Origin of the sequence: Stenotrophomonas sp. YAU14A_MKIMI4_1 (genome assembly GCF_003086855.1) — a bacterium.
Lineage (GTDB): Bacteria > Pseudomonadota > Gammaproteobacteria > Xanthomonadales > Xanthomonadaceae > Stenotrophomonas.
In genome coordinates, this window is sequence record NZ_CP025998.1 from 39,768 (window position 1) to 63,392 (window position 23,625).

General features: G+C 68.4%; 15 protein-coding genes. 9 read left to right on the forward strand and 6 right to left on the reverse strand.

Annotation, left to right across the window (positions count from 1 at the left end; genetic code table 11):
• Positions 1–202: 202 nt before the first annotated feature.
• Positions 203–2,077, forward strand: a complete 1,875-nt coding sequence (locus tag C1931_RS00165) for a sigma-54-dependent Fis family transcriptional regulator (RefSeq protein ID WP_234412853.1) — start codon at positions 203–205, stop codon at positions 2,075–2,077.
• 157 nt (positions 2,078–2,234) lie between these two features.
• Here C1931_RS00165 and eda read toward each other — a convergent pair whose 3' ends face one another.
• A complete protein-coding gene (gene eda, locus C1931_RS00170) occupies positions 2,235–2,873 on the reverse strand; it encodes a bifunctional 4-hydroxy-2-oxoglutarate aldolase/2-dehydro-3-deoxy-phosphogluconate aldolase (RefSeq protein ID WP_108754978.1) in 639 nt (212 codons plus the stop codon).
• Positions 2,860–3,879: a sugar kinase gene (locus C1931_RS00175; protein WP_108754979.1), complete on the reverse strand. Its 1,020-nt coding sequence runs from the start codon at positions 3,877–3,879 to the stop codon at positions 2,860–2,862. Before C1931_RS00175 ends, eda begins: the two co-directional genes overlap by 14 nt.
• Positions 3,880–4,164: 285 nt before the next feature.
• Between C1931_RS00175 and C1931_RS00180 the strand changes: the two genes are divergently transcribed.
• From C1931_RS00180 to C1931_RS00190, 3 genes are all read left to right on the forward strand, one after another.
• The gene (locus C1931_RS00180) at positions 4,165–6,945 is read left to right on the forward strand and encodes a TonB-dependent receptor (RefSeq protein ID WP_108754980.1); all 2,781 of its coding nucleotides are present in this window, start codon (positions 4,165–4,167) and stop codon (positions 6,943–6,945) included.
• A 224-nt stretch (positions 6,946–7,169) separates the two neighbouring features.
• Complete coding sequence (locus C1931_RS00185; protein WP_108754981.1) at positions 7,170–10,352, forward strand: TonB-dependent receptor; 3,183 nt, start codon at positions 7,170–7,172, stop codon at positions 10,350–10,352.
• Between the two features lie 58 nt (positions 10,353–10,410).
• Positions 10,411–14,229: a LamG-like jellyroll fold domain-containing protein gene (locus tag C1931_RS00190; RefSeq protein WP_108754982.1), complete on the forward strand. Its 3,819-nt coding sequence runs from the start codon at positions 10,411–10,413 to the stop codon at positions 14,227–14,229.
• Positions 14,230–14,385: 156 nt separating this feature from the next.
• On the opposite strand, the gene C1931_RS00195 is transcribed toward C1931_RS00190, so the two are convergent.
• The 4 genes from C1931_RS00195 to C1931_RS00210 form a co-directional block, all read right to left on the reverse strand.
• Positions 14,386–14,973 carry a cysteine dioxygenase family protein gene (locus tag C1931_RS00195; RefSeq protein ID WP_108754983.1) on the reverse strand — a complete coding sequence of 196 codons (588 nt, stop codon included), beginning with the start codon at positions 14,971–14,973 and terminating at the stop codon, positions 14,386–14,388.
• A gap of 121 nt (positions 14,974–15,094) precedes the next feature.
• Positions 15,095–15,952 carry a rhamnogalacturonan acetylesterase gene (locus C1931_RS00200; protein ID WP_108754984.1) on the reverse strand — a complete coding sequence of 286 codons (858 nt, stop codon included), beginning with the start codon at positions 15,950–15,952 and terminating at the stop codon, positions 15,095–15,097.
• Between the two features lies 1 nt (position 15,953).
• Positions 15,954–17,579 carry a carboxylesterase family protein gene (locus tag C1931_RS00205; RefSeq protein WP_108754985.1) on the reverse strand — a complete coding sequence of 542 codons (1,626 nt, stop codon included), beginning with the start codon at positions 17,577–17,579 and terminating at the stop codon, positions 15,954–15,956.
• Entirely contained in the window at positions 17,576–18,610 is a 1,035-nt protein-coding gene (locus C1931_RS00210) for an alpha/beta hydrolase (protein WP_108754986.1), read from the reverse strand. The genes C1931_RS00205 and C1931_RS00210 overlap by 4 nt, the downstream gene beginning before the upstream one ends.
• Before the next feature lie 155 nt (positions 18,611–18,765).
• On the opposite strand from C1931_RS00210, the gene C1931_RS00215 reads away from it, so the two are divergent.
• Genes C1931_RS00215 through pelA form a run of 5 tightly spaced genes read left to right on the forward strand, consistent with a single transcriptional unit; the run spans position 18,766 to position 23,622 of the window.
• Positions 18,766–19,593: a 2-keto-4-pentenoate hydratase gene (locus tag C1931_RS00215; protein ID WP_108754987.1), complete on the forward strand. Its 828-nt coding sequence runs from the start codon at positions 18,766–18,768 to the stop codon at positions 19,591–19,593.
• Positions 19,594–19,632: 39 nt separating this feature from the next.
• The gene (locus C1931_RS00220; protein WP_108747942.1) at positions 19,633–20,634 is read left to right on the forward strand and encodes a TRAP transporter substrate-binding protein; all 1,002 of its coding nucleotides are present in this window, start codon (positions 19,633–19,635) and stop codon (positions 20,632–20,634) included.
• A 10-nt stretch (positions 20,635–20,644) separates the two neighbouring features.
• The gene (locus C1931_RS00225; protein ID WP_108754988.1) at positions 20,645–21,181 is read left to right on the forward strand and encodes a TRAP transporter small permease; all 537 of its coding nucleotides are present in this window, start codon (positions 20,645–20,647) and stop codon (positions 21,179–21,181) included.
• Positions 21,182–21,184: 3 nt separating this feature from the next.
• Positions 21,185–22,468, forward strand: coding sequence for a TRAP transporter large permease (locus C1931_RS00230; protein WP_108747944.1), 1,284 nt, complete (start codon positions 21,185–21,187; stop codon positions 22,466–22,468).
• Entirely contained in the window at positions 22,465–23,622 is a 1,158-nt protein-coding gene (pelA, locus tag C1931_RS00235) for a pectate lyase (protein WP_234412710.1), read from the forward strand. Before C1931_RS00230 ends, pelA begins: the two co-directional genes overlap by 4 nt.
• Positions 23,623–23,625 lie beyond the last annotated feature (3 nt).

The window sequence follows — 23,625 nt, forward strand, 5'->3', positions numbered from 1 at the left end:
TAGTGCCCGTGCTGGCGCAAGGACGGTGCCAACTGTGGCGTGCTGCGGCGCGTCACGAGGTCCTGCGCTGCCCCGCCTGCGCGTGAGGCGCGCGGCTGCGGCGCTGCAGCAGCGGCCTTCCTTGCGGGCTGGCGCGCGATGTGCTGTTAATCGGAACAGGTCCTGAAACAACTGTCGCAGAATGCGACACAGGAGGCTGTCGGTGTCCCCGCTTGCTCCCGACCCGCGCCTGGGCAGTGCCCGGCGCAGTTTCTTCGAACGCGGTGCGGCGCCGGTGGGCGCGGTGCCCGATGCCATCCTGCACTCGTGGCAGCGCTGCCAGCGCCATGGCCTGCTGGTGGACGCGCAACCCAATGCCGAACCGCTGACCGATGGCCGCCTGCGCGAGCTGCGGCAGCGCCGCGAACGGTTGTGGCGGCAGGCCCGGCCCGAACTGGAAGGCTTGGCGGCGGAGATGACCCACAGCGGCAGCATCGTGCTGCTGACCGACGAGGATGGCTGGATCCTGGATGCCGAAGGCAGCACCGGCTTCCTGGACAAGGCCGGCCGTGTGGCGCTGATGCCGGGCGTGCGCTGGGACGAAACCAGCGTGGGCACCAACGCGATCGGCACCGCGCTGGTGGAAGGCCGTGCGCTGCAGGTACGGGGTGGCGAACACTACTTCGCCCCGCACGGCATCCTCACCTGCTCGGCGGTACCGATCATGGACCCGCACGGCCAATGCCTGGGGGTGCTGGACGTATCCGGCGACGCGCGCCTGCCCCATCTGCACGCACTGGCCCTGGTGCGGCAGGCGGTGGCCCAGATCGAGCACCGTGGTTTTGCCGATGGGCTGCCCGACTGCGAGCTGTTGCGCCTGCACCACCAACCGGTGCTGCTGGGCAGCGCGCGGGAGGGCGTGCTGGGCTTCCGCGGCGGGCGCCTGGTCGCGGCCAACCGTGCCGGCCTGGCCCTGTTCGGGCTGGAGCGCCATGACATCGGAAGAACGCCGTACGAAGCCTTGTTCGAGCAACCGCTGTCACGGCTGGCCGACGATGGCGTGCTGCTGGATCGCCAGGGCCGTCGCCTCTACGGGCTGCGCCAGCCGCGCGGCACGCGGCGCGCGCAGGGTGCCCCCGCGCAGCGCCTGCCGCAGGCGCCGCCGGTGGTCGCAGCGGTTCCGCGCGGGCCGTTGTTCGATGCCGCCCAGCAGGCGCAGCTCGACGCGGCCGGGCGGGTCCTGCAGGCCGGCCTGCCGGTGCTGCTGCAGGGTGAAACCGGAACCGGCAAGGAAGTGTTCGCACGTGAACTGCATGCGCGCAGCGCACGCGCGGGGCGGCCGTTCGTTGCGGTGAACTGCGCTGCATTGCCCGAGGGCCTGATCGAATCGGAGCTGTTCGGTTACGAAGAAGGCGCGTTCACCGGCGCGCGGCGCCACGGCAGCACCGGGCTGCTGCGCCAGGCCGAAGGCGGTGTGCTGTTCCTGGATGAGATCGGTGACATGCCGCTGGCGCTGCAGCCCCGGTTGCTGCGCGTGCTGCAGGAACGCGAGCTGTCGCCGCTGGGCGGTGGCAAGCCGGTGAAGCTGGATTTCGCCCTGGTCTGCGCCAGCCATTGTGACCTGCCGCAGGCGGTGGCCGCCGGGCGCTTCCGCGCGGATCTGTACTACCGCATCGCCGACCACGTGGTGACCCTGGCACCGCTGCGCCAGCATCCCGATCGTGGCGCGGTGGTCGATGCGCTGTGGCAGCAGCTGGGCCACGACCAGGCGTTGCCCGCTGCCACCCGTGCCGCGCTGGTGGCCTGTGCCTGGCCGGGCAACCTGCGCCAGCTCAGCGCCTGCCTGCGCACCCTGGTGGCGTTGGCCGGGCCCGGCCAGCCGGCAGGCCCGGAACTGCTGCCTGATGTCGTGCGCAACGGTGCGGCGGACACCGTGCCACCTGTACTGGGGTCCACCGCAGCGCTGGGGGAGATTGCCGAGGCGGCCATGCGCCAGGCGCTGGCCGCGTGCGAGGGCAATGTAAGCGCAGCGGCCAAGCGGCTGGGAATCAGCCGCAGCACGCTGTACCGGCGGTTGGGCGCACCGCGCGGCGGTTGAGCGCGCGGCAATGCCGCGCTTGCTCGACCCACCCGGCCGGCAATGCCGGGCTTGCGCGACCCACCCGCCCCGTAGAGTCGAGCTTGCTCGACTGCTTTACGCGAAATGCCGGGAAAGGCCAGTCGAGCAAGCTCGACTCTACCAACGGCGGTGGCCGTCAGCTGGCCAGTACCGAGGCCTGGCGGGCCAGGTCTTCGATGCCCTGCCAGTCGCGCGCCTGCACCAGGGCGGCGGTGGTCAGCCACGAACCGCCCACGCACAGCACGTTGGGCAGGTGCAGGAACTGCGGGGCGGTCTGCACGCTGATGCCGCCGGTCGGGCAGAAGCGCACATCGGCGAACGGGCCGTGCCAGGCTGACAGCAACGCCGCGCCACCGGCCTGCACCGCCGGGAAGAACTTGAAGGTGTCCAGCCCGTGCTCAAGACCCACGATCAGCTCCGAACCGGTGGCCACGCCCGGCAGGTACGGCAGGTCGGCATCGCGGGCGGCGGCATACAGGGTGGGCGTTGCGCCGGGCGACACCGCGAAGCGCGCACCGGCCGCCTTCGCGGCGTGCATCTGCGCCGGCGTCATCACCGTGCCAGCGCCGACCACGGCATCGGGCACGGCCTCGACCATCGCCTTGATCGCCTCCAGCGCGCGCGGCGTGCGCAGGGTCACCTCGATCACCGGCAGGCCGCCACGGAACAGGGCTTGTGCCACCTGCACCGCATCGTCCACGTCATCGGGGGTGAACACCGGGATCACCGGGGCCAGTTTCAGTACCGCACGTACGCGCGGATCAGCGCCGGACATCGAATCGCTCCTCGCCCACCAGGGCCAGCACGTCAGCTTCGCTGACAGGGTTGAAATCGCCGGGGATCGAATGCTTCAGTCCACCGGCCGCCAGGCCGAAGCGCACGGTGGCCTCGGCATCCAGACCGGACAGGATGCCATGCAGGATGCCGGCGGCGAAGGCGTCGCCACCGCCGATGCGGTCGACGATGCCCTGCAGCTGGCGCACCGGCGCCTGTGCGCGGGTGCCATCGCGGCCCAGCAGCAGCGCGCCCAGTGCGTGGTGGTCCACGCTGATCGCCTGGCGCTGGGTGCAGGCCATCCACTGCAGGTGCGGGAAGGCGGCAAAGGCGGCCGCCGCTGCGGCTTCCACCTTGGCCACCACCTCGGCCTGCTCGAACCGCTGGCCGAGGATCACCTCGATGTCGCGGTAGTCGGCGAACACGATGTCGGCCTGCGCGAACAGCTGGTGCAGGATCGCCTGCGCATCGCCGCCCCAGCGCTGCCACAGCCTGGGCCGGAAGTTGCCGTCGAAGGACACGCGCACGCCCAGGGCGCGCGCTGCACGCGCTGCTTCCAGCGTGGCCTGCGCCACGTCAGGGCCCAGCGCCGGGCTGACCCCGGACAGGTGCAGCCACTGTGCGTCCTGCAGCAGTGCCGGCCAGTCGTAGTCGGCGGCGCTGCTGCGGGCGAAGGCCGAATCGGCGCGGTCGTAGACCACTTCGCTGGCCCGCTGCACCGCACCGGTGGTCAGGAAGTACAGGCCCATGCGCCCATCCGGGTCCTGGCGTACGCCGCGCGTGTCCACGCCATGGCGGCGCAGTTCGCCCAGCACGTGCGCGCCCAGCGCATTGCCGGCCACGGTGCTGACCATGGCCACCTCATGTCCGAAGCAGGACAACGAGACACCCACGTTCGCTTCCGCACCGCCCACATGCACCTGCAACTGCGGCGACTGCAGCAGCAGCTCGCGACCTGGTGCTCCCATCCGCAGCAGCAGTTCCCCGAAACACACGACACGACCCATTTCCGCTCCCTTACGCTGGCCGCCAGCACGTACGGCTGCACGGCGTGGAATCGCACCACGCACCCGCGTGGCGGTTGGCTATCGGTGTCATTGTAGATCCGACCCGCCGTCCGCACAGCCTAGCAAACTGTCGGAAGCATTGTCCCGCAAGCGTCTTGGAGACATTGCAGATCTGTTGCGGTGCAAGATGCCGGAACCCGGAGGTGCTGTTACCGTCCGCCTTGACCAGCGGTGTCATTCCGCTGAAACACTCGCGAGACCAGACCTTTGGGAGAGGGGAAAGGCATGCATTCTCGGAACCACGCAAAAAAGACACCGGTTACCTTGCTGGCCATGGCCGTCGGCCTGGCACTGTCGGCAGGCGCCGCGGCACAGCAGCAGGGTGAAGCGCCCACCGCCACCAACCTGGACACGGTGAACGTCACCGGCTACCGCGCCAGCGTGGAAAAGGCGCTGGACATCAAGCGCAGCGAATCCGGCGTGGTCGACGCCATCGTGGCCGAGGATGTGGGCAAGTTCCCCGACCTGAACCTGGCCGAATCGCTGCAGCGCATTCCCGGCGTGGTCATCACCCGCGAAGCCGGCGAAGGCCGCAACATCTCGGTGCGCGGCCTGGGCCCGGATTTCACCCGCGTGCGCTTGAACGGCATGGAAGCGCTGACCACGGTGGGCGCCGGCGACCAGAGCGGTGGCACCAACCGCGGCCGTGGCTTCGACTTCAACGTGTTCGCCTCGGATCTGTTCTCGCAGATGATCGTGCGCAAGACCGCCTCGGCCGATGTCGAGGAAGGCTCGCTGGGCGCCACGGTGGACCTGCGCACCGCGCGCCCGTTCGACTACGACGGCTTCACCTTCGCCGCCAGCGGCCAGGCCGGCTTCAACGCCATGGCTGAAAAGGCCGACCCGCGCATGGCCGCGCTGATCGCCAACACCTTCGCCGACGGCACCTTCGGCGCGCTGCTGTCGGTGGCCTATTCCGAACGCCAGGCGCTGGAAGAAGGCTCCAACACCGGGCGCTGGGCCAACGGCACCAGCAACGGTGGGTTCGCCGCCAGCCCGCTGTTCCCGGCCGCACGCAGTGCCGATGTGTACCACCCGCGCTTCCCGCGCTACGTGCAGATGGAACACGAACAGAAGCGCCTGGGCGTGACCGGTTCGCTGCAGTGGAAGCCGACCGATCGCACCGAAATCTCGCTGGATACGCTGTATTCGAAGATCGACGCCACGCGCGACGAACACTACATCGAAGCGATCTCGTTCAGCCGCAACCGCGATGCCGCCACCGGTGCCAACCGCCGCCCCGACCGCGACGGCAAGCCGGTGATGGTGGTGCGCAACGGCGAGATCCGCAACAACGCCCTGGTCTACGGCGAATTCGACAACGTCGACATCCGCAGCGAGAACCGCCACGACGAATGGAGCACCGAGTTCAAGCAGGCCAGCCTGAACTTCGATCATCGCTTCAACGATGCGTTCTCGTTGAACGGCAAGCTGGGCGTATCGCGTTCCAAGCACGAGAACCCGGTGCAGACCACCATCATCATGGACAAGTACGATGTGGATGGTTACAGCTACGACTACCGTGGCAACAGCCGTGCGCCAGTACTGAACTACGGCATCGACCCGACCAACCCCAATGGCTGGGAGCTGGCCGAGATCCGCCTGCGCCCGCAGTACGTGGACAACGACTTCGACACCGCCGAAGTCAACTTCAACTGGAACATCAGCCCCGGCTTCCGCCTGAAGGGCGGCGTGCTGGCCAAGAACTACACCTTCGACACGCTGGAGCTGCGCCGCAACAGCGAAGGCGCGGTACCGACCTTCGCCAACGGTTCGCGCATCGTGCCGGTGGACCTGACCAGCCAGGCCGGCCTGAAGGGCATCTCCGGTTCGCCGTCGAGCTGGGTGGTGCCGAACCTGGATGCCGTGGCCGACGCGCTGGACATCTACAGCAACACCGGCACGTTCGCGCTGGCACCGCGTGCCAACAACAGCCGCAGCGTGGAAGAGAAGGACCGTGGCGTCTGGCTGATGGGTGAGTTCTCCACCGATCTGGGCAGCATTCCGCTGTCGGGCAACTTCGGCGTGCGCTACGTGCAGACCGAACAGACCTCCAGTGGCGCGGCCACCGTGGGCGGCGTGCTGGTGCCGGCCACCACCAACCGCAAGTACAACGACACCCTGCCCTCGTTCAACCTGGTGGCCGAGATCACCCCGGACTTCCTGATCCGCCTGGGCGCGGCCAAGGTGATGAGCCGACCGGGCCTGGGCAACCTGACCCCCGGCGTGACCGTGGCCGTGGCCGGCGGCGCGCGCACCGTGGCCGGCGGCAACCCGAACCTGGATCCGTTCCGCGCCACCAACGTGGACATGAGCTTCGAGTGGTACTTCAACGAAGGCGCGATGGCCGGCATCGGCCTGTTCTACAAGGACATCGAATCGTTCGTGCAGACCACCCGCGAAGTGCGCCCGTATTCCACCAGCGGCTTGCCGGCCAGCCTGCTGGAAGGCACCGGTGCATCGGTCAACGATGACTTCACCTTCAGCATTCCGCTGAACACCCCCGGTGGCGAGCTGTACGGCGTGGAAGCCAACTACACCCAGCCCTTCACCTTCCTGCCCGGCAAGTGGTCGAACCTGGGCGTGCAGCTGAACTACACCTGGGTCGACACCAGCATCCAGTACGTGAACGGCAACGGCGTGGCGGTGATGAAGAACCAGCTGACCGGTACCTCGAAGAACGCCTGGAACGCCACGCTGTTCTACGAAGGCGAAGTCTGGTCCGGGCGCGTGTCGGCCACCAACCGCAGCGACTACCTGACCCAGGCACCGGGCCAGGAAACCGGCTTCAACCTGGATGGCTACCACGGCATGACCGGCACCACCGTGCTGGATGCTTCGATCCGCTACCGCATCAGCGACCAGCTGGAACTGAGCCTGGAAGGCATCAACCTGACCAACGAAGCATCCGACGAGTGGGTGTACTCGCCCACCACCGGTCAGCTGCCGCTGCAGTACACCGAAACCGGCCGCCAGTACCTGCTGGGCGTGCGCTACAAGTTCTGATGCAGCCGCGGCGGCGTGTGCGCACGCCGCCGCATTCCCGTGCAACGACACACCGCTGCGGCGCACTGCTGCGGCGCAAGATGCCGCGTCCCATGTGCTTTGTTACGTTCACGCATGACCCGCGGTGTCAGCACGTCGTTGCACCCGCGTCGTGCCGGAGGAGGCCGGCACGAACGCAGCAACGCACCTGCAACGCTTGAGGACACCCTGGGAGGGGATTTCAGATGGATTCGTCGCTCGCGCTTCATCGCGGCCGCGCGCCGCGCGCCGTGCTTGCCCTGTCGATCGGCCTGGTGCTGTGCCAGGCTGCCTATGCCCAGCAGACCCCGGAAGCGGCTGCGTCCGCACCCGATGCGGTCGACCTGGACAAGGTGGAAGTAAAGGCCACCTACCGCGAAAGCCTGCAGCAGTCGCTGGACGAGAAGCGCTACAGCGTCGAGCAGGTCGATGCGATCTACGCCGAGGACATCGGCAAGTTCCCCGATCTGAACCTGGCCGAATCGATGCAGCGCATCGCCGGCGTATCGATCGACCGCGAAGGCGGCGAAGGCCAGCAGATTTCCGTGCGCGGCCTGGGGTCGGACTTCACCCGCGTGCGCATCAATGGCCTGGAAGCGCTGTCCACCGCCGGCAGCGGCACCACCGGGGTGAACCGCAGCCGCGGCTTCGACTTCAATACCTTCGCCTCGGAACTGTTCAGCCGGGTCAAGGTGAACAAGACCCAGTCGGCGCAGATGGATGAAGGCTCGCTGGGTGCGACCGTCGATCTGCGCGCCTCGCGACCGTTCGATTTCGAGGGCTTCCAGGCCTCGCTCAACGGCCAGTACGGCTTCAACGAACTGTCGCGCAGCAAGGACCCGCGCGTTTCTGCGCTACTGAGCAACACCTGGGCCGATGGCCGCTTTGGTGCGCTGATGTCGGTGGCGTGGAGCAAGCGCACCATCTTCGAGGAAGGCTACAACCCGGTCCGTTGGGAACACGGCAACTACCGCAACTCCAACCAGTCCACCGCCGCCAACAACGGCACCTACGGTTTCTGCAGCCCGGTGGGCTACGACCCGCAGACGCCGCGCAACCCGGCCAGCAATGAAACCGCGCAGGGCGTCGGCAGCGCCGCCAACCAGGCGCGCAACAACGGCTGGGGCAGCTACGGCATCGATGCCACCCACTGCGGCACCGGCATCGACCGGCCGGCGGCCACGGCAGAAAACATCGCCGCCTACGAGACCGCGACCAATGCGTGGATTCCCCGCTACCCGCGCTACGTACGCACCGAACACGAGATCGAACGGCTGGGCGTGACCGGCGCGCTGCAGTTCCGCTTCAGCCCCGACAGCCTGCTGAACCTGGACCTGATGTATTCCCGCCTGGACAAGGACCAGCGCGAGGATTCGCTGGGCGCCAACCTGCACCGCACCGCGCAGTACGGCGGCAAGACCCAGATCGCCGTGCGCGAGGCGCAGGTGGATGCGCAGAACCGCCTGGTCTACGGCGTGTTCGACAACGTGGATTTCCGAACCGAATCGACCTCGATCGAAGAGACCACCGAGTTCAAGCAGGCCAGCCTGAACTTCGAACACCGCTTCAACGACGCAGTGCGCCTGGATGCGCTGGTCGGCCATTCCTCGTCCAGCTTCGAACGCCCCGTGTTCTCCATGGTCAGCTTCGACAACAGCAACCTGGATGGCTTCGTGCTGGACATGCGCAACGGCGCCAGCATGCCCTCGATGACCTTCCCGTTCGCGCTGGGCGATGCCGCATCGTGGCAGTGGCTGGGCTATGGCACCGCGCCGGTGAATGCCAACGGCACCGCACGCGGCGGCAACATCAGCGAAGTGCGGCTGAACCCGCAGTACGTCGACAACAGCTTCGACACCGCCAAGGTCGACCTGACCTTCAACATCTCGCCCACCTTCACCCTGCGCGGCGGCCTGGCCTACAAGGACTACGGCATGAGCACGCAGGAGTACCGCAACATCAGCTACGGGCGCATGTCGCAGGCGCTGCCCAATGGCGTGGGCGTGGGCGATCTGTCCACCACCCTGGACGGCTTCGGCAAGGGCCTGGACGGCAACACCCCGAACGGGTGGTTGATTCCCGATTTCAGCCGCATCGCCGAACTGCTGGATATCTACTGCAACTGCAACACCGGCACCCTGGGCGGCGATTACCGGCTGGCCGGCGTGGGCCACTACGGCGCATCGAACAACAACTTCGACGTGACCGAGAAGAGCTACGCCAGCTACCTGCAGCTCGATTTCAACACTGAACTGTGGGATCGGCCGTTCCGCGGCAACCTGGGCCTGCGCTACGTGCGCACGCAGATCGATGCCAGTGGCTATGCGCCGTGCCAGGCCGCCAACAGCAACGACCTGTCGTCGCAATGCGAGCCGTTCCTGGGCGTGGCCAGCGCCACCGCCGATGCCGGCGAGCGCCTGCTGGTGGGCACCACCGTCGCCCACCGCTACGACGACTGGCTGCCGTCGCTGAACCTGGCGTGGGACCTGACCGACACCTTCGTGCTGCGCTTCGGCGCGGCCAAGACCATGGCCCGGCCCACCCTGTCCAACCTGTCGCCCAGCGTCAGCGGTGGCCCGACCGCCTTCGTCGATGAAGACCGCTATTACTCGATCAACCTGGGCAACCCCAAGCTCGATCCGTTCCGCTCCACCAACTACGACCTGAGCGCGGAGTGGTACTTCCAGGAAGGCGCGCTGCTGTCGGCGGCGGTGTTCTACAAGGACATCGAGACCTACGTGCAGCGCACCCGCCTGCTGACCACCTGGCAGGACATGGGCTATTCGCTGGACCTGCTGCCAGCCGGTTTCAGTCCGAACTCGCTGTTCAACGTGCAGAGCTACTTCAACACGCCCGGTGGCCCGTTGAAGGGTTACGAGCTGACCTACCAGCAGCCCTTCAGCTTCCTGCCGGGCTTCTGGAAGAACTTCGGCATCCAGCTGAACTACACCCACGTGGATTCGAAGATCAAATACCTCTTCAGTTCCGGCAGCGGCGACACCATCGTCACCACCTACACCGAGAACGACCTGCTGAACCTGTCGCCGAACTCGTACAACGCCACCCTGTACTACGACGACGGGCGCTTCAGTGCGCGTGTTTCCACCAGCTACCGCGACGCCTACATCAACCAGATCCTGACCCAGGAAAACGTCTGGGACCTGGACGGCAACCAGTACGCCACGGCCGACGTGACCGGCAAGTACAGCGTGGAGAACGTGGATTTCAACATGTCCTGGAAGTTCAACAAGCAGCTGACCGTCAGCTTCGAGGCGATCAACCTGCTGGACAGCGCCGATGAGCGTTACGTGGACTCGGCCCTGTCCCTGCCCGACCGCTACACCCATACCGGTCGCCAGTACTACCTGGGGCTGCGCTACAAGTTCTGAGCCCCTGCCTGCCCTGCCGTACCGCTGCACCGTCGAATGCTGCTGAAAGGAAGGTTCCATGCACCGCACCGCTTCTGCTTCGTCCCGTCCGCGCCGCCGCCTGCTGGTGGCCGCGCTGCTGCTGGCCACCGCCCTGCCCGCGGGCGCCGCCGCACCGCCCACGCTGCTGTTCCACGTGGACGCCAACCAGGGACTGACCGCGGTGACGGCGCAGGGCGAGGCGGTGCCGAACTTCCGCGACAAGACCGCAGTGGTGGACGACGGCGCACGCGGCAAAGCGATCCAGTGGGAAGACGATGGCGTGCTGGCCTGGGATGCACCGGGCAACATCCAGGCCCAGCGCGGCACCCTGGCCTTCGACTGGCGCCCGCGCTACGCCGTGGGTGAAGCACCGTTCGTGATCTTCCGCGTGGGCTATGCCGACCACAGCAGCTGGGACATGGCCTGGCTGCGCATCGACTGGAACGGCCACGGCTTCGATGCGTTCGTGACCGATGCCAACCTGGCACGCAGCCGCGTGTCGTTCCGCATGGACACACCGCCGCGGCCCGACCAGTGGCTGCACCTGGCCTTCGCATGGGACGAGGACCAGGGCGTGCGCCTGTTCGTGGACGGGCGCGAAGTGGCGCGCACGCAGGCCACCGGCGATTTCGATGCCGCGCTGGACCAGCTGGGCCTGGCCGGGCGGGTGATGGCCCCTTACCAGGTGCAGAGCCGCTACAACTTCCTGCGCGGCAGCGATTTCCAGCACATCCGCGTGTACGACCGCATGCTGGACGGGCCCGCCGTGGCCGCACTGGCGCGCGGCCAGGCGCCGGCCAGCGCGGTGGCCACAGCGACCGACGAGCGCGCCTGGCGCCATCGCTTCGGCTGGGAAGGCGCCGCCCCGCCTGCGCTGTCGGCGGCGGGCACGCGCATCCGCAAGATCGAGTTCGCCGACACCCGCGACCTGAAAGCGTGGATGTGGAAGGCCACCGATGGCATTGCCGAGACCACCTGGCCCGGTGTCTACAACCGTTCGCGCCTGCCCGGCCGCAACGACTACTTCCAGTTGCCGGACTGGAACACGTACGTTGAAAGCGGCCAGCACCTGGACCTGACCCTGCCGCTGGGCGAAACGGTGAACCGGGTGGAGATCCGCGGCGCGGCCTTCGGCACCCTGGCCCACGGCGCCGATGCCGCGCATGCCACCCAGGTGCTGGCCACGCGCGCACAGGGCGTGGTGCGCAGCGTGCAGGACATTCCCGCGCAGTCCGGCGGCGTGCTGCGCTTCAGCAACGTGGAACAGGAAACCCCGATCCAGGAAATCTGGGCCTACCACGTGAGCGAGGGCGCCGAGCCCGACGGCACGGTGAAGCAGACCTACATCATCGACAGCCAGGCCCTGCCCGACTACACCAACCTGGACGCGCTGCGCCGCTACATCGACGGCCGCTATCCGACCGCCGAACGCAGCACGGTCATGGCCCTGCCCAAGGGCGCCGGCTCACGCCGCCGCGGCGCCGACACGCTGCCGGCGCAGCCGCGCCCGATCGTGCACGTGCTCATTCCCTCCGGCGTGGGCGATGCGCCGGCCAACCAGCCGTTGATCCGCAGCTGGGCCTACAGCTGGGAAAACATGCACGACGGCCTGGACGGCGTGGCCATCGACCTGCCCGCGCTGGATCTGCCAGCCACGCAGGACGGCCTGATTCCGCTGAACATCCGCATCAAGGATCCGATCTGGCCGGCGCGCGACATGATCGATGTCTCGGTGTCAGTGCAGCCTGGGCAGAAGCGCACGCTGTGGCTGGACCTGCGCGACCGCATCCTGACCCCAGACAGCCTGTGGCTGAGCATCGCCTCGGCGGCACCGGGCTTCGACGCCGCTGCGCTGGATGGCGCGCAGGTGCGGCTGGTGTTCAAGCCGCGTGCCGAAGCGCTGAAGGAACACGTGGCCGACCGCTTCAACCAGCTGCGTGACAACTGGGGCTTCCTGGTGGAAGAACACACCACGTCCAAGCGCCAGCGCCTGTACGCGCGGGTGTACGCCGACCTGAGCGACCTGCTGCGGGTCGACCCGGACCACGAACTGGGCCGGCTGTACTGGAACTACATCAGCTACAACAGCCAGGGCCGCCCGCCGTTCAGCGCCCCGCAGGTGCCCAAGGGCGTGCCCGCCTGGGCGTTCCACCAGCTGCAGGACCTGGCCCACGTGCGCCGCTTCGTGGACTGGTGGATCGACGAACGCCAGGTGGCCTACGGTGATTTCGGTGGCGGCATCTCCGACGATTCCGACCTGACCCAGCAGTGGCCGGGCCTGGCCCTGATGGGCGTGCAGCCGGACCGCCTGAACGCTTCGCTCACCGCCTTGTCCGATGCGGTGTACCGCAATGGCATGTTCAGCAACGGCCTGAGCACCATCGAAACCGACGAACTGCATTCCTACGAGGAAGGCATCAATACCAACAGCGCCATGCTCTACCTCAACTGGGGCGACCCGCTGACGGTGGAGCGGCTGATGGAAACAGTGAAGGCGTTCGACGAACGCATCATCCTGCGCAATCCGCAGGGCCACCTGCTTTTTTCCAGCAACTGGTTCGGCGGCAACAAGGTCTACCGCGAACCGAACTGGCAGTGGCAGAAGCCGTATTCGTTCCCGGTGCTGCACCCGGCGTTCCTGCTCGGCCAGTACAACGCCGATCCGACCGGCCGCAAGCTGGTGATCGGCCTGGCCGACGGCTACCTGGCCCACGCCGGCCGCGACGACAAGGGCCGCTTCACCCTGCCCAACGAAATCAACTGGGCCACCGGCGCCACCCGCGGCGGTGAACTGAACAACGGTTCCGGCAGCGGCGACATCATGCACACGTTCTGGGCCGCCTGGCGCTGGACCGGCGATGCGAAGTACCTGCAGGCGCTGGACTACCGCGTGGCGCGCGGCGGCCCGGGTGCGCTGGCCAACCTGGGCGAGAACTACGTGGAAGTGCTGGGCCGCCAGCAGGACTGGTACCCGCAGCTGACCGCCGATGCCAAGGCCGGCAAGACCGGCTTCGCCAGCCTGATGGCCTGGCAGGCCACCGGCGACCTGCAGTACATCGACGCACTGCATGCCGACGGTGTGCAGGCCAAGGCGCAGCGCGAATACATGAACACCGAAGGCCACTGGTGGTCCGATCGGGTGGAAGCGCCCAGCGAGTTCCTGCAGCGTGCACGCCTGGGCGGCATCGCGCTGAAGCGCAACCAGAGCTGGCCCGGACACACCGTCAGCTGGCGCTTCGACCGCGAAGACGCCGCCGAGCAGGTCGCCCTGCTGGTGCATGCGCCATCGCGCGAGCGCTTCACAGTCACCAGCTACACCCTGGGCAGCCGCACCATCGCCGCGGACATGACCGGCTGGAACGTGGCCAGCGGCACCTGGCGCGTGCGCAGTGGCGTGGACGCCGATGGCGATGGCCGCATCGACGGCAGCCCGCGCGAGCGCACCGTGCAGTTGGAAACCAGCGTCGCGGTGCCGATGCAGTTCCGTCCTGGCCGCACCGAGATCTTCGAGTTCGAGCGGGTGAGCGCGGGTACGCCGGTGGAAACTCGCCCCGACCTGGGCATCGGCCGCGGCGATCTGCGCGTGGACGGGCGCCAGGTACACGTGACCGTGCACAGCCTGGGCCATGTGGGCAGCGGCGTAGGCGTGGCCGTCCTGGAAGATGCGCGTGGCCGCGAGATCGCACGCAGCGAGGTGCCGGCCATGGCTGCCCCTGCCGAGCTGCAGCCGAAGACGGTGGTGGTGTCGTTGCCGTTGCCGGCCGGCGACCGCAGCGGCCTGCGCGTGCGCGTAGCCCTGGCCGATGGTGGCGAGGAAGTGACCCGGTTGAACAACGTGGCCGGCGTGCCGCGTTGAGGGGGATCTGATCGCCCTGGCTTTCGTAGAGTCGAGCTTGCTCGACTGCTTCTTGCATTCGGCCAACAGCAGTCGAGCAAGCTCGACTCTACGAAGCAGGGCAGCGCGCAAAGGGTTGAACAACGTGGCCGACGTGCAACGTCCGGCGGCACGCGCTCACGCCGCGTCGGTCTCCATCATCTTCACCCGGCGCTGGTACCAGCCGTCGCCCAGCGGATCGAACACCGCGCTGCGTTCCATCACGCCCTGGTACACGTGCACCGACACGGCCACGTCGTCATCGCTGGCGTTGCGCAGCGTGTGGTACTCGTGCGGTGGAATCAGACTGCCGGCGCTGCCGCGATAGCCGTACAGCGCTTCCTGCGCGGCGAAGCGGTGGCGTTCGCCCTGGCGTTCCAGCAGCGCATACGGGGTAACAATCAATTCGCCCTGCCAGACCCCTTCCACGCACCACATGGCATCGTGGTCGTGCAGCGGCGTGCCCTGCCCCGGCCCCCAGCACATGGCGATGACGCTGTAGCCCAGGGTCGCGCTGCGGTGCAGTTCGCGACGGGCGTAGTGGCCGTCCACCGGGCGGCGTACGCAGGGTGGCAACTGGATCTGTGGATCGGCAATGGCCTCGCGCAGCACACGCTGCAGGGCGCCAGTGATCGCGCGCGGATCGGCCAGGCAGACGGCGCCGTCGATGGCCGCAAGCAGGCGCTCCCGGCCCGCAAACGGCAGTGGTGTGAATCGCTCTCCCATGACAGCCAGTCTAGGCGAGCGGGGTTAACAGAATGTTGTCATCCTGCTGCGGTCGCTGGGATGGAGCCGATTGCGACAGTTATCGCCGAACATCAACGAAAATGGCGCGCCAATTACGACATCATGGCAACAGCAACGGACGCAGCGCCGGCACCTCGCGGGCCAGTTCGGTCGCCACCAGGCTGGCGAACACCGCTGCGCCGTCCGCACCCAGGTGGGTGTAATCGAAGGCCCACTTGGCCTGTCCCATCGGTTCCAGCGCGGCGTTCTGCGCCGCCGCCGTTGCACCGGCCGCAGCGGGGCTGGCGCCGACCGTGGTACCGCCCAGCGCGCTGGCCACCTGCGCCTGGCTGGCCGGCGCCTGCGCCAACTGCATGGCCGGTACCGGTCCCAGCGCCTGCACCAGGGTGCGACTGCGCGCATGCAGGTCCACCAGCGGCACCTGCAGTTCGCGCGCCACGGTGCGCACGCTGTCGGCCCATGGCGCCAGATCATCCACCAGCGCGCCATCGACGAACTGGCGACGGGTAAGCGGGGTCAGCAGCACTGGCGTGGCGCCCGCCGCACGTACCTGCTGCACGTAGCGGCGCAGGTTGTCGGGGAACTCGTGCTGCAGATCGGTGGACCGCCCCGGCTTGCCCGGCTGGTCGTTGTGGCCGAACTGGATCAGCACCCAGGTGGCGGCGTAGCCCGGCGTGCGCATTTCCGCCTCGACCAGCGCCCACGAGCCTTCGGCACGGTAGTTGTACGTACTGCGGCCGCCACGCGCCAGGTTCAGGCAGGCCGCGAACGAGGTCACGTGATCGGCACAGAAACGCGGTCCCCAGCCGCCCTGCACCGCCGTGGTGGAATCGCCCACCAGCACGATCTTGCTGGCGCGGATCGGCGTGGGCGGTGGGCGGTCACTGATCGACGGATCCACCGCGGCCTGCGCGGTGCCGGCCGTCAGCAGCGCCAGCAGGACAGTCAGAAAACGCATCTCAGGCAGTTCCTCGTTGCAGGAAAGGCACGCGCTGGTAGAGCTCGCGCTCGCCACCACGCGGGTCATCGGCGCCGCGGCTGTGCACGTCGAACAGCATGGTGCGCCGCTGCGGCAGGGTGTACGGCGCCCATGCCGGCAGACCGGCATGGTTGGGATCGCCGTGGCGGGCAAAGGCGATCAGCGCATCGCTCATGCGCGCCGCCAGTGCGCGCGCCTCGCTGCCGCCGCCGGTGCGCGCGCTGGGCAGCCCGGCGTTGTCGAACACCAGCGGGATATCCAGGGTGTGGAAGGCGCGCAGGCGGCCGTCTTCCACCGGCGAGGGCCAGTCCAGCTGGTAGGCCCAGGTGGGCGCTGCATCGGCCGGCTGCCGTGCACGCGCCTCCAGCTCTTCCACCGCGCCGCGCCACGAACGGCCGGCGGTGGTAGCGGCGAAGAACACTTCCGACGCCGTGTAGTGCGGGTACATGCGCCGGTAGGCCTCGATCACCACCGACGGCAGCAGGTCGACGAACTGCTGTTTTTCCAGTTGCGCCGGCAGGGTGTTCCAGTCCAGCGCGAAGTTGGCCGGGTCATTGCCCAGGAACGCACGGGTCTCGTCGCGGGTATTGCCGATCACCATCGGAATGGCCGCCGACTGTGCCGGCGCCTGCGTCCAGAATGGATGCACCGGTAGTACCACCTCGTCCAGCACCGGGCCGAAGTACAGCGCCGTGTCTTCCACCCGCGAAGGATCGCGGGCCCGGGTGGCGGCCAGCAGATCGGCCGTCGGCAGGCGCAGCAGCGCCGTCATGTCCGCCGCGCCTACGCTCTGCATGGCCAGTGCCGCACGCTGCGCCGCTGCACGCGGGCCGGCCGCGGTCACCTGTTGTCCGCTCATGGTCCAGGCGCGCTGGAACAGGCCGCGCGCGGCGGGCATGGCCATCAGCGTGGCGATCTTGGCGCCGCCGCCGGACTGGCCGAACACGGTGATGTTGTCGGCGTCGCCGCCGAACACGGCCGCATGCGCACGCACCCAGTGCAGGGCCTGCACCAGATCCAGCTGGCCCACGTTGCCGGACATCGCGTAGCGCGGGTCGCCCAGCGCGCCCAGGTACAGATAGCCGAAGGTATTCAATCGGTGGTTCAGCGTGACCACCACCACATCGCCACGCCGGCACAAGGCACTGCCGTCGTACAGCGGGTCGCTGCCCGAGCCGTTGTTGAAGCCGCCGCCGTGGATGTAGACCAGCACTGGACGGCGCGCGCCGTCGTTCAGCGCCGGGGTCCATACGTTGAGGAACAGGCAGTCTTCGCTGCCCGGGCCTTCGCCGCCACCCTGCGGTGCCGCCGCGCCGTATTCCAGTGCATCGGCAATGCCGCGCCATGGCGCCTCCGGCCGCGGCGGCTGGAAGCGGTAGGCGCGGGTGTCGGCGCCGTAGCGCAGGCCACGGAACACGTGCACGCCGTGTTCGCGCTGGCCGCGCACGCGGCCGCCCCGCACCCGCGCCACGACCTGCGTATCCGCGCGCGGGCCGGGTGCCGCCAGAGCGGCAGGTAGCGCTGCCATCGTTGCCGTGGCCAGCGCCCAGCGCGCACTGTCGCGCAGGAAACGGCGGCGCTGCAGATCGCTCGGCGCGGTGTTCATCGGCTACCCCGGGGTTGGATCCCCTCTCCACCGGGAAGGGGCTCTGACCCCGCCCCTGCCTCACCCGCCGCCAGCCACGCCTGCGCCAGCGCCGGCCACAGCGCCAGCGTGGAACCGGGCGCAACGCGCATGCCGAAACCATGTCCGCCGTGCGCGAACAGGTGCAGTTCGTGCTCCACCCCGGCCGCCGCCAGTGCCCGCGCCATCAGCGCGCTGTTGTGCACGCTCACCACGCCATCGTCGCTGGCATGCACCAGCAGGGTGGGTGGCATGTCCGCGCGCACCTGCTGCTGCATCGAATACTGTGCTGCCAGCGCGGGATCCGGCTGTTCGCCCAGCAGGCGCCTGCGCGAACCGCTGTGTGAGTGCGCGCCCATGTCGATGACCGGATACACCAGCACCGCCCGTGCCGGGCGCGCGCTCAGCTGATCGATGGCATCGCATGCCGGATAGGCCGGAACATCGAAGCCGGTGGCCAGCCGTGCCGCCACATGGCCGCCGGCGGAAAAGCCCATCACCGAGACGCTCTGCGCATCCAGCCCGCGCTGGGCCACCTGCGCCCGCACCACGCGCATCGCACGCTGTGCATCGGCCAGCGCGGCCTGGCGGTCGCGGCCCGGCTGCGGCAGGCGGTAACGCAGCACGAACAACGTGTAGCCCGCGCGGTCCACCCACTCCGGCAGCAAGGCGCTGTCTTCCTTGTCGATCACCACGCGCTGGTAGCCGCCGCCGGGAATTACCAGCAGGGCACGGCCGTTGCTGCGCGCGGGGGTGTGCACCAGCAGGTACGGCGCGTCCACCTGGTCGACGTAGCGGTCAGGCTGCGCCGGGTCACTGCTGCGCTCGACCACCCGTGGCGGCCTGGGCTTCCCCTGTTCGCCGGGCACCTGTCCGACCGGCCACAGCGCAATCTGTTCGCCCGCCAGCTCCTGGCCGGGCCGTTCGCCCTCGCGCAGTGGCGTGGCGCCACCGTTCAATGGCGTGGCCAGCAGAAGAGCGCACAACAACAGCACTACAGGACGCAGACGCATGGCAGGCAAGGGCTCCGAAGGCAGGGAACAGCGTGCCCCACGGCAAGGTCCGGTGCACTTGATGCGCTGCGGCTTGCACGATGACACCGGTTTACCATATACACCTCCTGCAGACGCTGTCGATGGGCAGTGCAACAAACACAGGGAGACCGTTCTTGAGCAACGAACACGGCACACACGGGCAGACGCCGCCGCCGGACGATGCGGCCGCGATCGCCCACGCCTTCACCACGGCGCGCCGCGCCGGGCAGGCCCTGCCCGCATTCCCGGGCGACATCCCCGCCGACCTGGTCAGTGCCTACCAGGTACAGGACCTGGCCATTGCCGCCTGGGATGACCAGGTGGTGGGCTGGAAAGTGGGCTACATCGCCGCCGAGCGCCGCGATGGGTCCGGGGACGAGCGCCTGCTGGGCCCGGTTTTTTCCCGTCAGCTGAAAAATGCTACCGGTGGAACAACGGACATCCCGATCTTCGTCGGCGGCTTCGCTGCGGTCGAAGCCGAGTACGTGCTGGAGCTGTTGGAGGACGCTCCGGCCGGACAGGTGCAGTGGACGCCCGAGCAGGCCGAAGCCCTGCCCGCCCGCCTGTACATCGGCGTGGAAGTGGCCAGCAGCCCGTTGGCCACGATCAACGAACTGGGCCCGCGCGTGGTGGTATCCGACTTCGGCAACAACAACGGCCTGGTGCTGGGCCCGGAGATCGTGGACTGGACCACGCGCGATGAAACCGCGCTGCGCGCCGAAACCTTGATCGAAGGTGAAGTGGTCGGCACCGGTGGTGCCACCCGCCTGCCGGGCGGGCTGCGCGCCGCCTACGCCTTCGCGCTGTCCCGTTCGGCGCTGCGTGGCCGCCCGCTGCGCAAGGGTGACCTGATCGCCACCGGCAATGCGACCGGCATCCATGACATCACCGCCGGGCAGACCGCGCTGGTGCGTTTCGCCGGCTTCGGCGACATTGCCTGCAGGGCCGTGCCGGCGGGGTAACCGCCAGCACGCCCAGTGAACACGCGCGGGAGGGCGCAGATGATCACACGACGTAATTTCCTGGCCGGTGGTGCTGCTGCCCTGGCCACGCCGATGCTCGCCGCCTGCGGCCGTGGGCCGGCGGGCAGCGTGGACGGCGGCGCCCTGCTGACCGCCACCGACGTGCACGTGGCCGACTACCCCACCGTGACCGCGGTGAAGTGGATCGGTGAGACGCTGCAGCGCGAAACCAACGGTCGCCTGCGCCTGCGCCAGTACCACTCGGGCCAGCTCGGCCGCGAATCGGAAGCGATCGACATGGCCCGCTTCGGCGCCATCGACATCACCCGCGTGTATGCCGGTGCGCTGAACAACGCATTTCCGCTGACCCAGGCGCTGTGCCTGCCTTACGTGTTCAAGTCGGTGGCGCACCAGCGTGCCGCGCTGGACGATGGCGTGGCCGAGGCGGTGCTGCGTGGTTTCGAGAGCCGCGACCTGGTCGGCCTGGCGATCTACGATTCCGGCGCGCGCTGCTTCTACAACACCAAGCACCCGATCGTGGCACCAAAGGATCTGCACGGCCTGAAGCTGCGCGTGGCCTCCTCGGACATCTTCATCCAGCTGATGCGCCTGCTCGGGGCCAACCCCACGCCGATGTCGCTGGGCGACACCTTTTCGGGCATGGAAACGCACATGATCGATGGTGCCGAGAACAACATGCGCAGCTTCCACTCCAGCCGCCACTTCGAGGCCGCGCACTACTGGTCGCAGAGCGATCACTCGTATGCGCCGGACGTGCTGCTGATGTCGCGGGCCAGTTTCGAGCGGCTGCAGCCCGATGACCGGCAACTGCTGCTGCACACCGCACGCGCTTCGGTGGCGGTGATGCGCGAGCAGTGGGATGCCTCTGAAAGCGCCGCACGCCGCGCCGTGCTCGATTACGGCGTGAAAGCCAACGAAGTGGACATGCCGGCCTTCCGCGCGGCCGCACAGCCACTGCTGAAGCACTACCTGCAACAGCCGGATATCGCCGCGCTGGTTGATCGCATCCGCGCTGCCTGAGGACCCTGCCATGACCGAGACGACGACGCCCGCCGCCGGGCCTGGACAGCGCCTGCTGGACCGCATTGCCGACATCGCCATCTACTGCGCCGTGGCCGCCCTGCTGGGGCTGGTGGTGGTGCAGGGCTGGCAGGTGTTCGCCCGCTACGTGATCAACGATTCGCCCAGCTGGACCGAACCGGTCACCCTGCTGCTGCTGGCCACCGCCATGAGCTTGGGTGCCGCCTGTGGCGTGCATACCAACCGCCATTTCGGCTTCTTCCTGCTGCACGCGTACATGGGCGCCGGCCTGCGCCGCGCCGTGGATGTGCTGATCCAGCTGGTGGTGGCGGTACTGGGCGGCTTCATCGCGTTCTGGTCGACCGACCTGCTGCTGGACGGCCTGGACATCAAGGCGGCCGGCGCCAACCTGCCGCAGAGCATCAACTACCTGCCGCTGGCACTGGGCGGCGCGCTGATGGTGCTGTTCGCGCTGAACCGTGCGTGGAAGGCACTGCACCAGACGGCGGCCGATGCCGGCGCCGATGACGCTGAAGGAGATCGTTGATCCATGGGCATCACCATTCTGTTCTCCGTATTCGCCGTGCTGCTGCTGTTGGGTGTGCCGGTGGCCTACGCGCTGGCGGCCGCGGCGCTGGCCACGCTGCTGTACCTGGATATTCCGACCATCGTGCTGGTGCAGCAGATCTCGGCGGGTACCGGCTCGGCGTCGCTGATCGCCATTCCGCTGTTCATCTTCGCCGGCGAAATCATGATGCGCGGCGGCATCTCCGAGCGCCTGATCGCACTGGCCTCGTCGCTGGTCGGCCGCATGCGCGGTGGCCTGGGCCAGGTCTCGATCCTGTCCTCGCTGTTCTTCGGCGGCGTGTCCGGCTCGGCCATCGCCGACGTCTCGGCCGTCGGCGGCACCATGATTCCGCAGATGGTCAAGCGCGGCTACGACCGCGACTTCGCGGTGAATGTCAGCATCACCGCAGCGCTGGTGGCGCTGCTGGTGCCGCCGTCGCACAACCTGATCCTGTTCTCGGCCGCGGCGGGCGGCGGGTTGTCCATTGCCGATCTGTTCGCCGCCGGCATCGTTCCCGCGCTGCTGATGACCCTGGCGTTGATGCTGACCGGCTACGCCGTGGCACGCCGCCGTGGCTATGGCGTGGAAGCTTTCCCCGGCTGGCGCGCGGTGCTGCTGCGCATCGTCTCCGCCCTGCCCGGCCTGGGCCTGGTGGCACTGATCTTCGTCGGTATCCGCGCGGGCATCTTCACTGCGGTGGAAAGTGCGGCCATTGCGGTGGTCTACGCCCTGCTGGTGACCACCGTGCTGTACCGGCAGCTGCGCTGGCGCGAGTTCTTCGACACGGTGATCCACGCCGCACGCAGCACCGGCGTGATCCTGTTCGTGATCGCCACTGCCGCCGTGTTCGGCTGGCTGCTGGCCTACCTGCAGGTGCCGACCGCGGCCGTGGACTTCCTGCAGTCGTTCGCGCACAGCCAGTTCATGGTGCTGCTGATGATCGTGGTGATGCTGCTGCTGCTGGGTACCTTCATGGACCTGGCGCCGATGATCCTGATCTGCACGCCGATCTTCCTGCCGGTGGCCAAGGCCTATGGCATCGACCCGATCCACTTCGGCCTGGTGCTGGTGCTGACCGGTGGCCTGGGCCTGGTGACCCCGCCGGTGGGCTCGGTGCTGTTCATTGGCACCTCCATCGGCAAGATCACGGTGGGCCAGAGCATGCGCACCATCTGGCCGTTCTGGTTCGCTGCGTTGGCGGTGCTGCTGATCGTCACCTTCTTCCCGCAGCTGTCGCTGTGGCTGCCGGCCGCGTTGCGCGCATGATGCGCGCGCGCACGCTGCCGTGGCTGCTGGGCCTGGGCGTGGCGGCCACCGCCGCCCAGGCCGGGCCGCCGCCGGCATCGCCGGCATCACAGGCAATTCCGGTGGGCAGCTTCAACGATGGCGTGAACCACTGGCGCAGTGGCCATGCAGAGGGCTACGCGCGGCTGCAGCCGCAGCAGTACCGGCAGATTGCCGACAACCTGCTGCTTCTGCAGCGCCGCTCCGGCGGCTGGCCGGTGAACCAGGACCCGCTACGGGTGCTGGATGCCGCGGCCCGCGAGGCCGCACGCAAGGCGCAGGACGAACCGGGCGGCAGCTTCGACAACCGCACCACCTATACCCAGGTGGATTACCTGGCCGAAGCCTTCGGCCGCAGCGGTGACAGCCGCTATCGCGATGCCGCGTTGCGCGGCCTGGATTTCATCCTGGACCAGCAGATCGCCAGCTGCGGCGGCTGGCCGCACTCGGTGCCGGCGCGTACCGATTACCACGACCGCATCACCTTCGCCGACGATGTGACCAGTGGCGTGCTGACCACCCTGCGGCAGGTGCAGACGGCGCCGCGATTCGCCTTCGTCGATGCCGCGCGGCGCGCGCGGGTGGCCAGCGCCGTGCAGCGTGGCGATGCCTGCCTGCTGCAGTTGCAGGTGCGCCAGCAGGGCCGGCCCACGATCTGGGCGGGCCAGTACGATGCCGCCACGCTGCAGCCCGCACCGGGGCGGAAGTTCGAGCTGGCCGCGCTGGTCACCGACGAGAGCGTGGGCGTGGTGCGCTACCTGATGTCCATTCCCGATCCGTCGCCGCAGACGGTGCAGGCCATCGAAGGCGCGCTTGCCTGGTTCCAGGCCAATGCCCTGCACGGGCTGCGCCTGCAGACCGTGGACGCCCCGGCCGAACAGTTCGCGCACCACCGCAGCACGCAGGACCGGCAGTTGCTGGCCGACCCCGGCGCGCCGCCGCTGTGGGGCCGCTTCCACGACCTGGCCGACAACACGGTGGTGCTGGCCGACCGCCAGGGCCAGCGCCTGCAGACCTATGCGCAGGTGGGCCGCGAACGCCGCACCGGCTACCACTGGTACGGCACCTGGCCGCAGGTCCTGCTTGACCGCGACGCGCCGGCCTGGCGCGCGCGCACCGGGCACCGCACCCCCTGAACC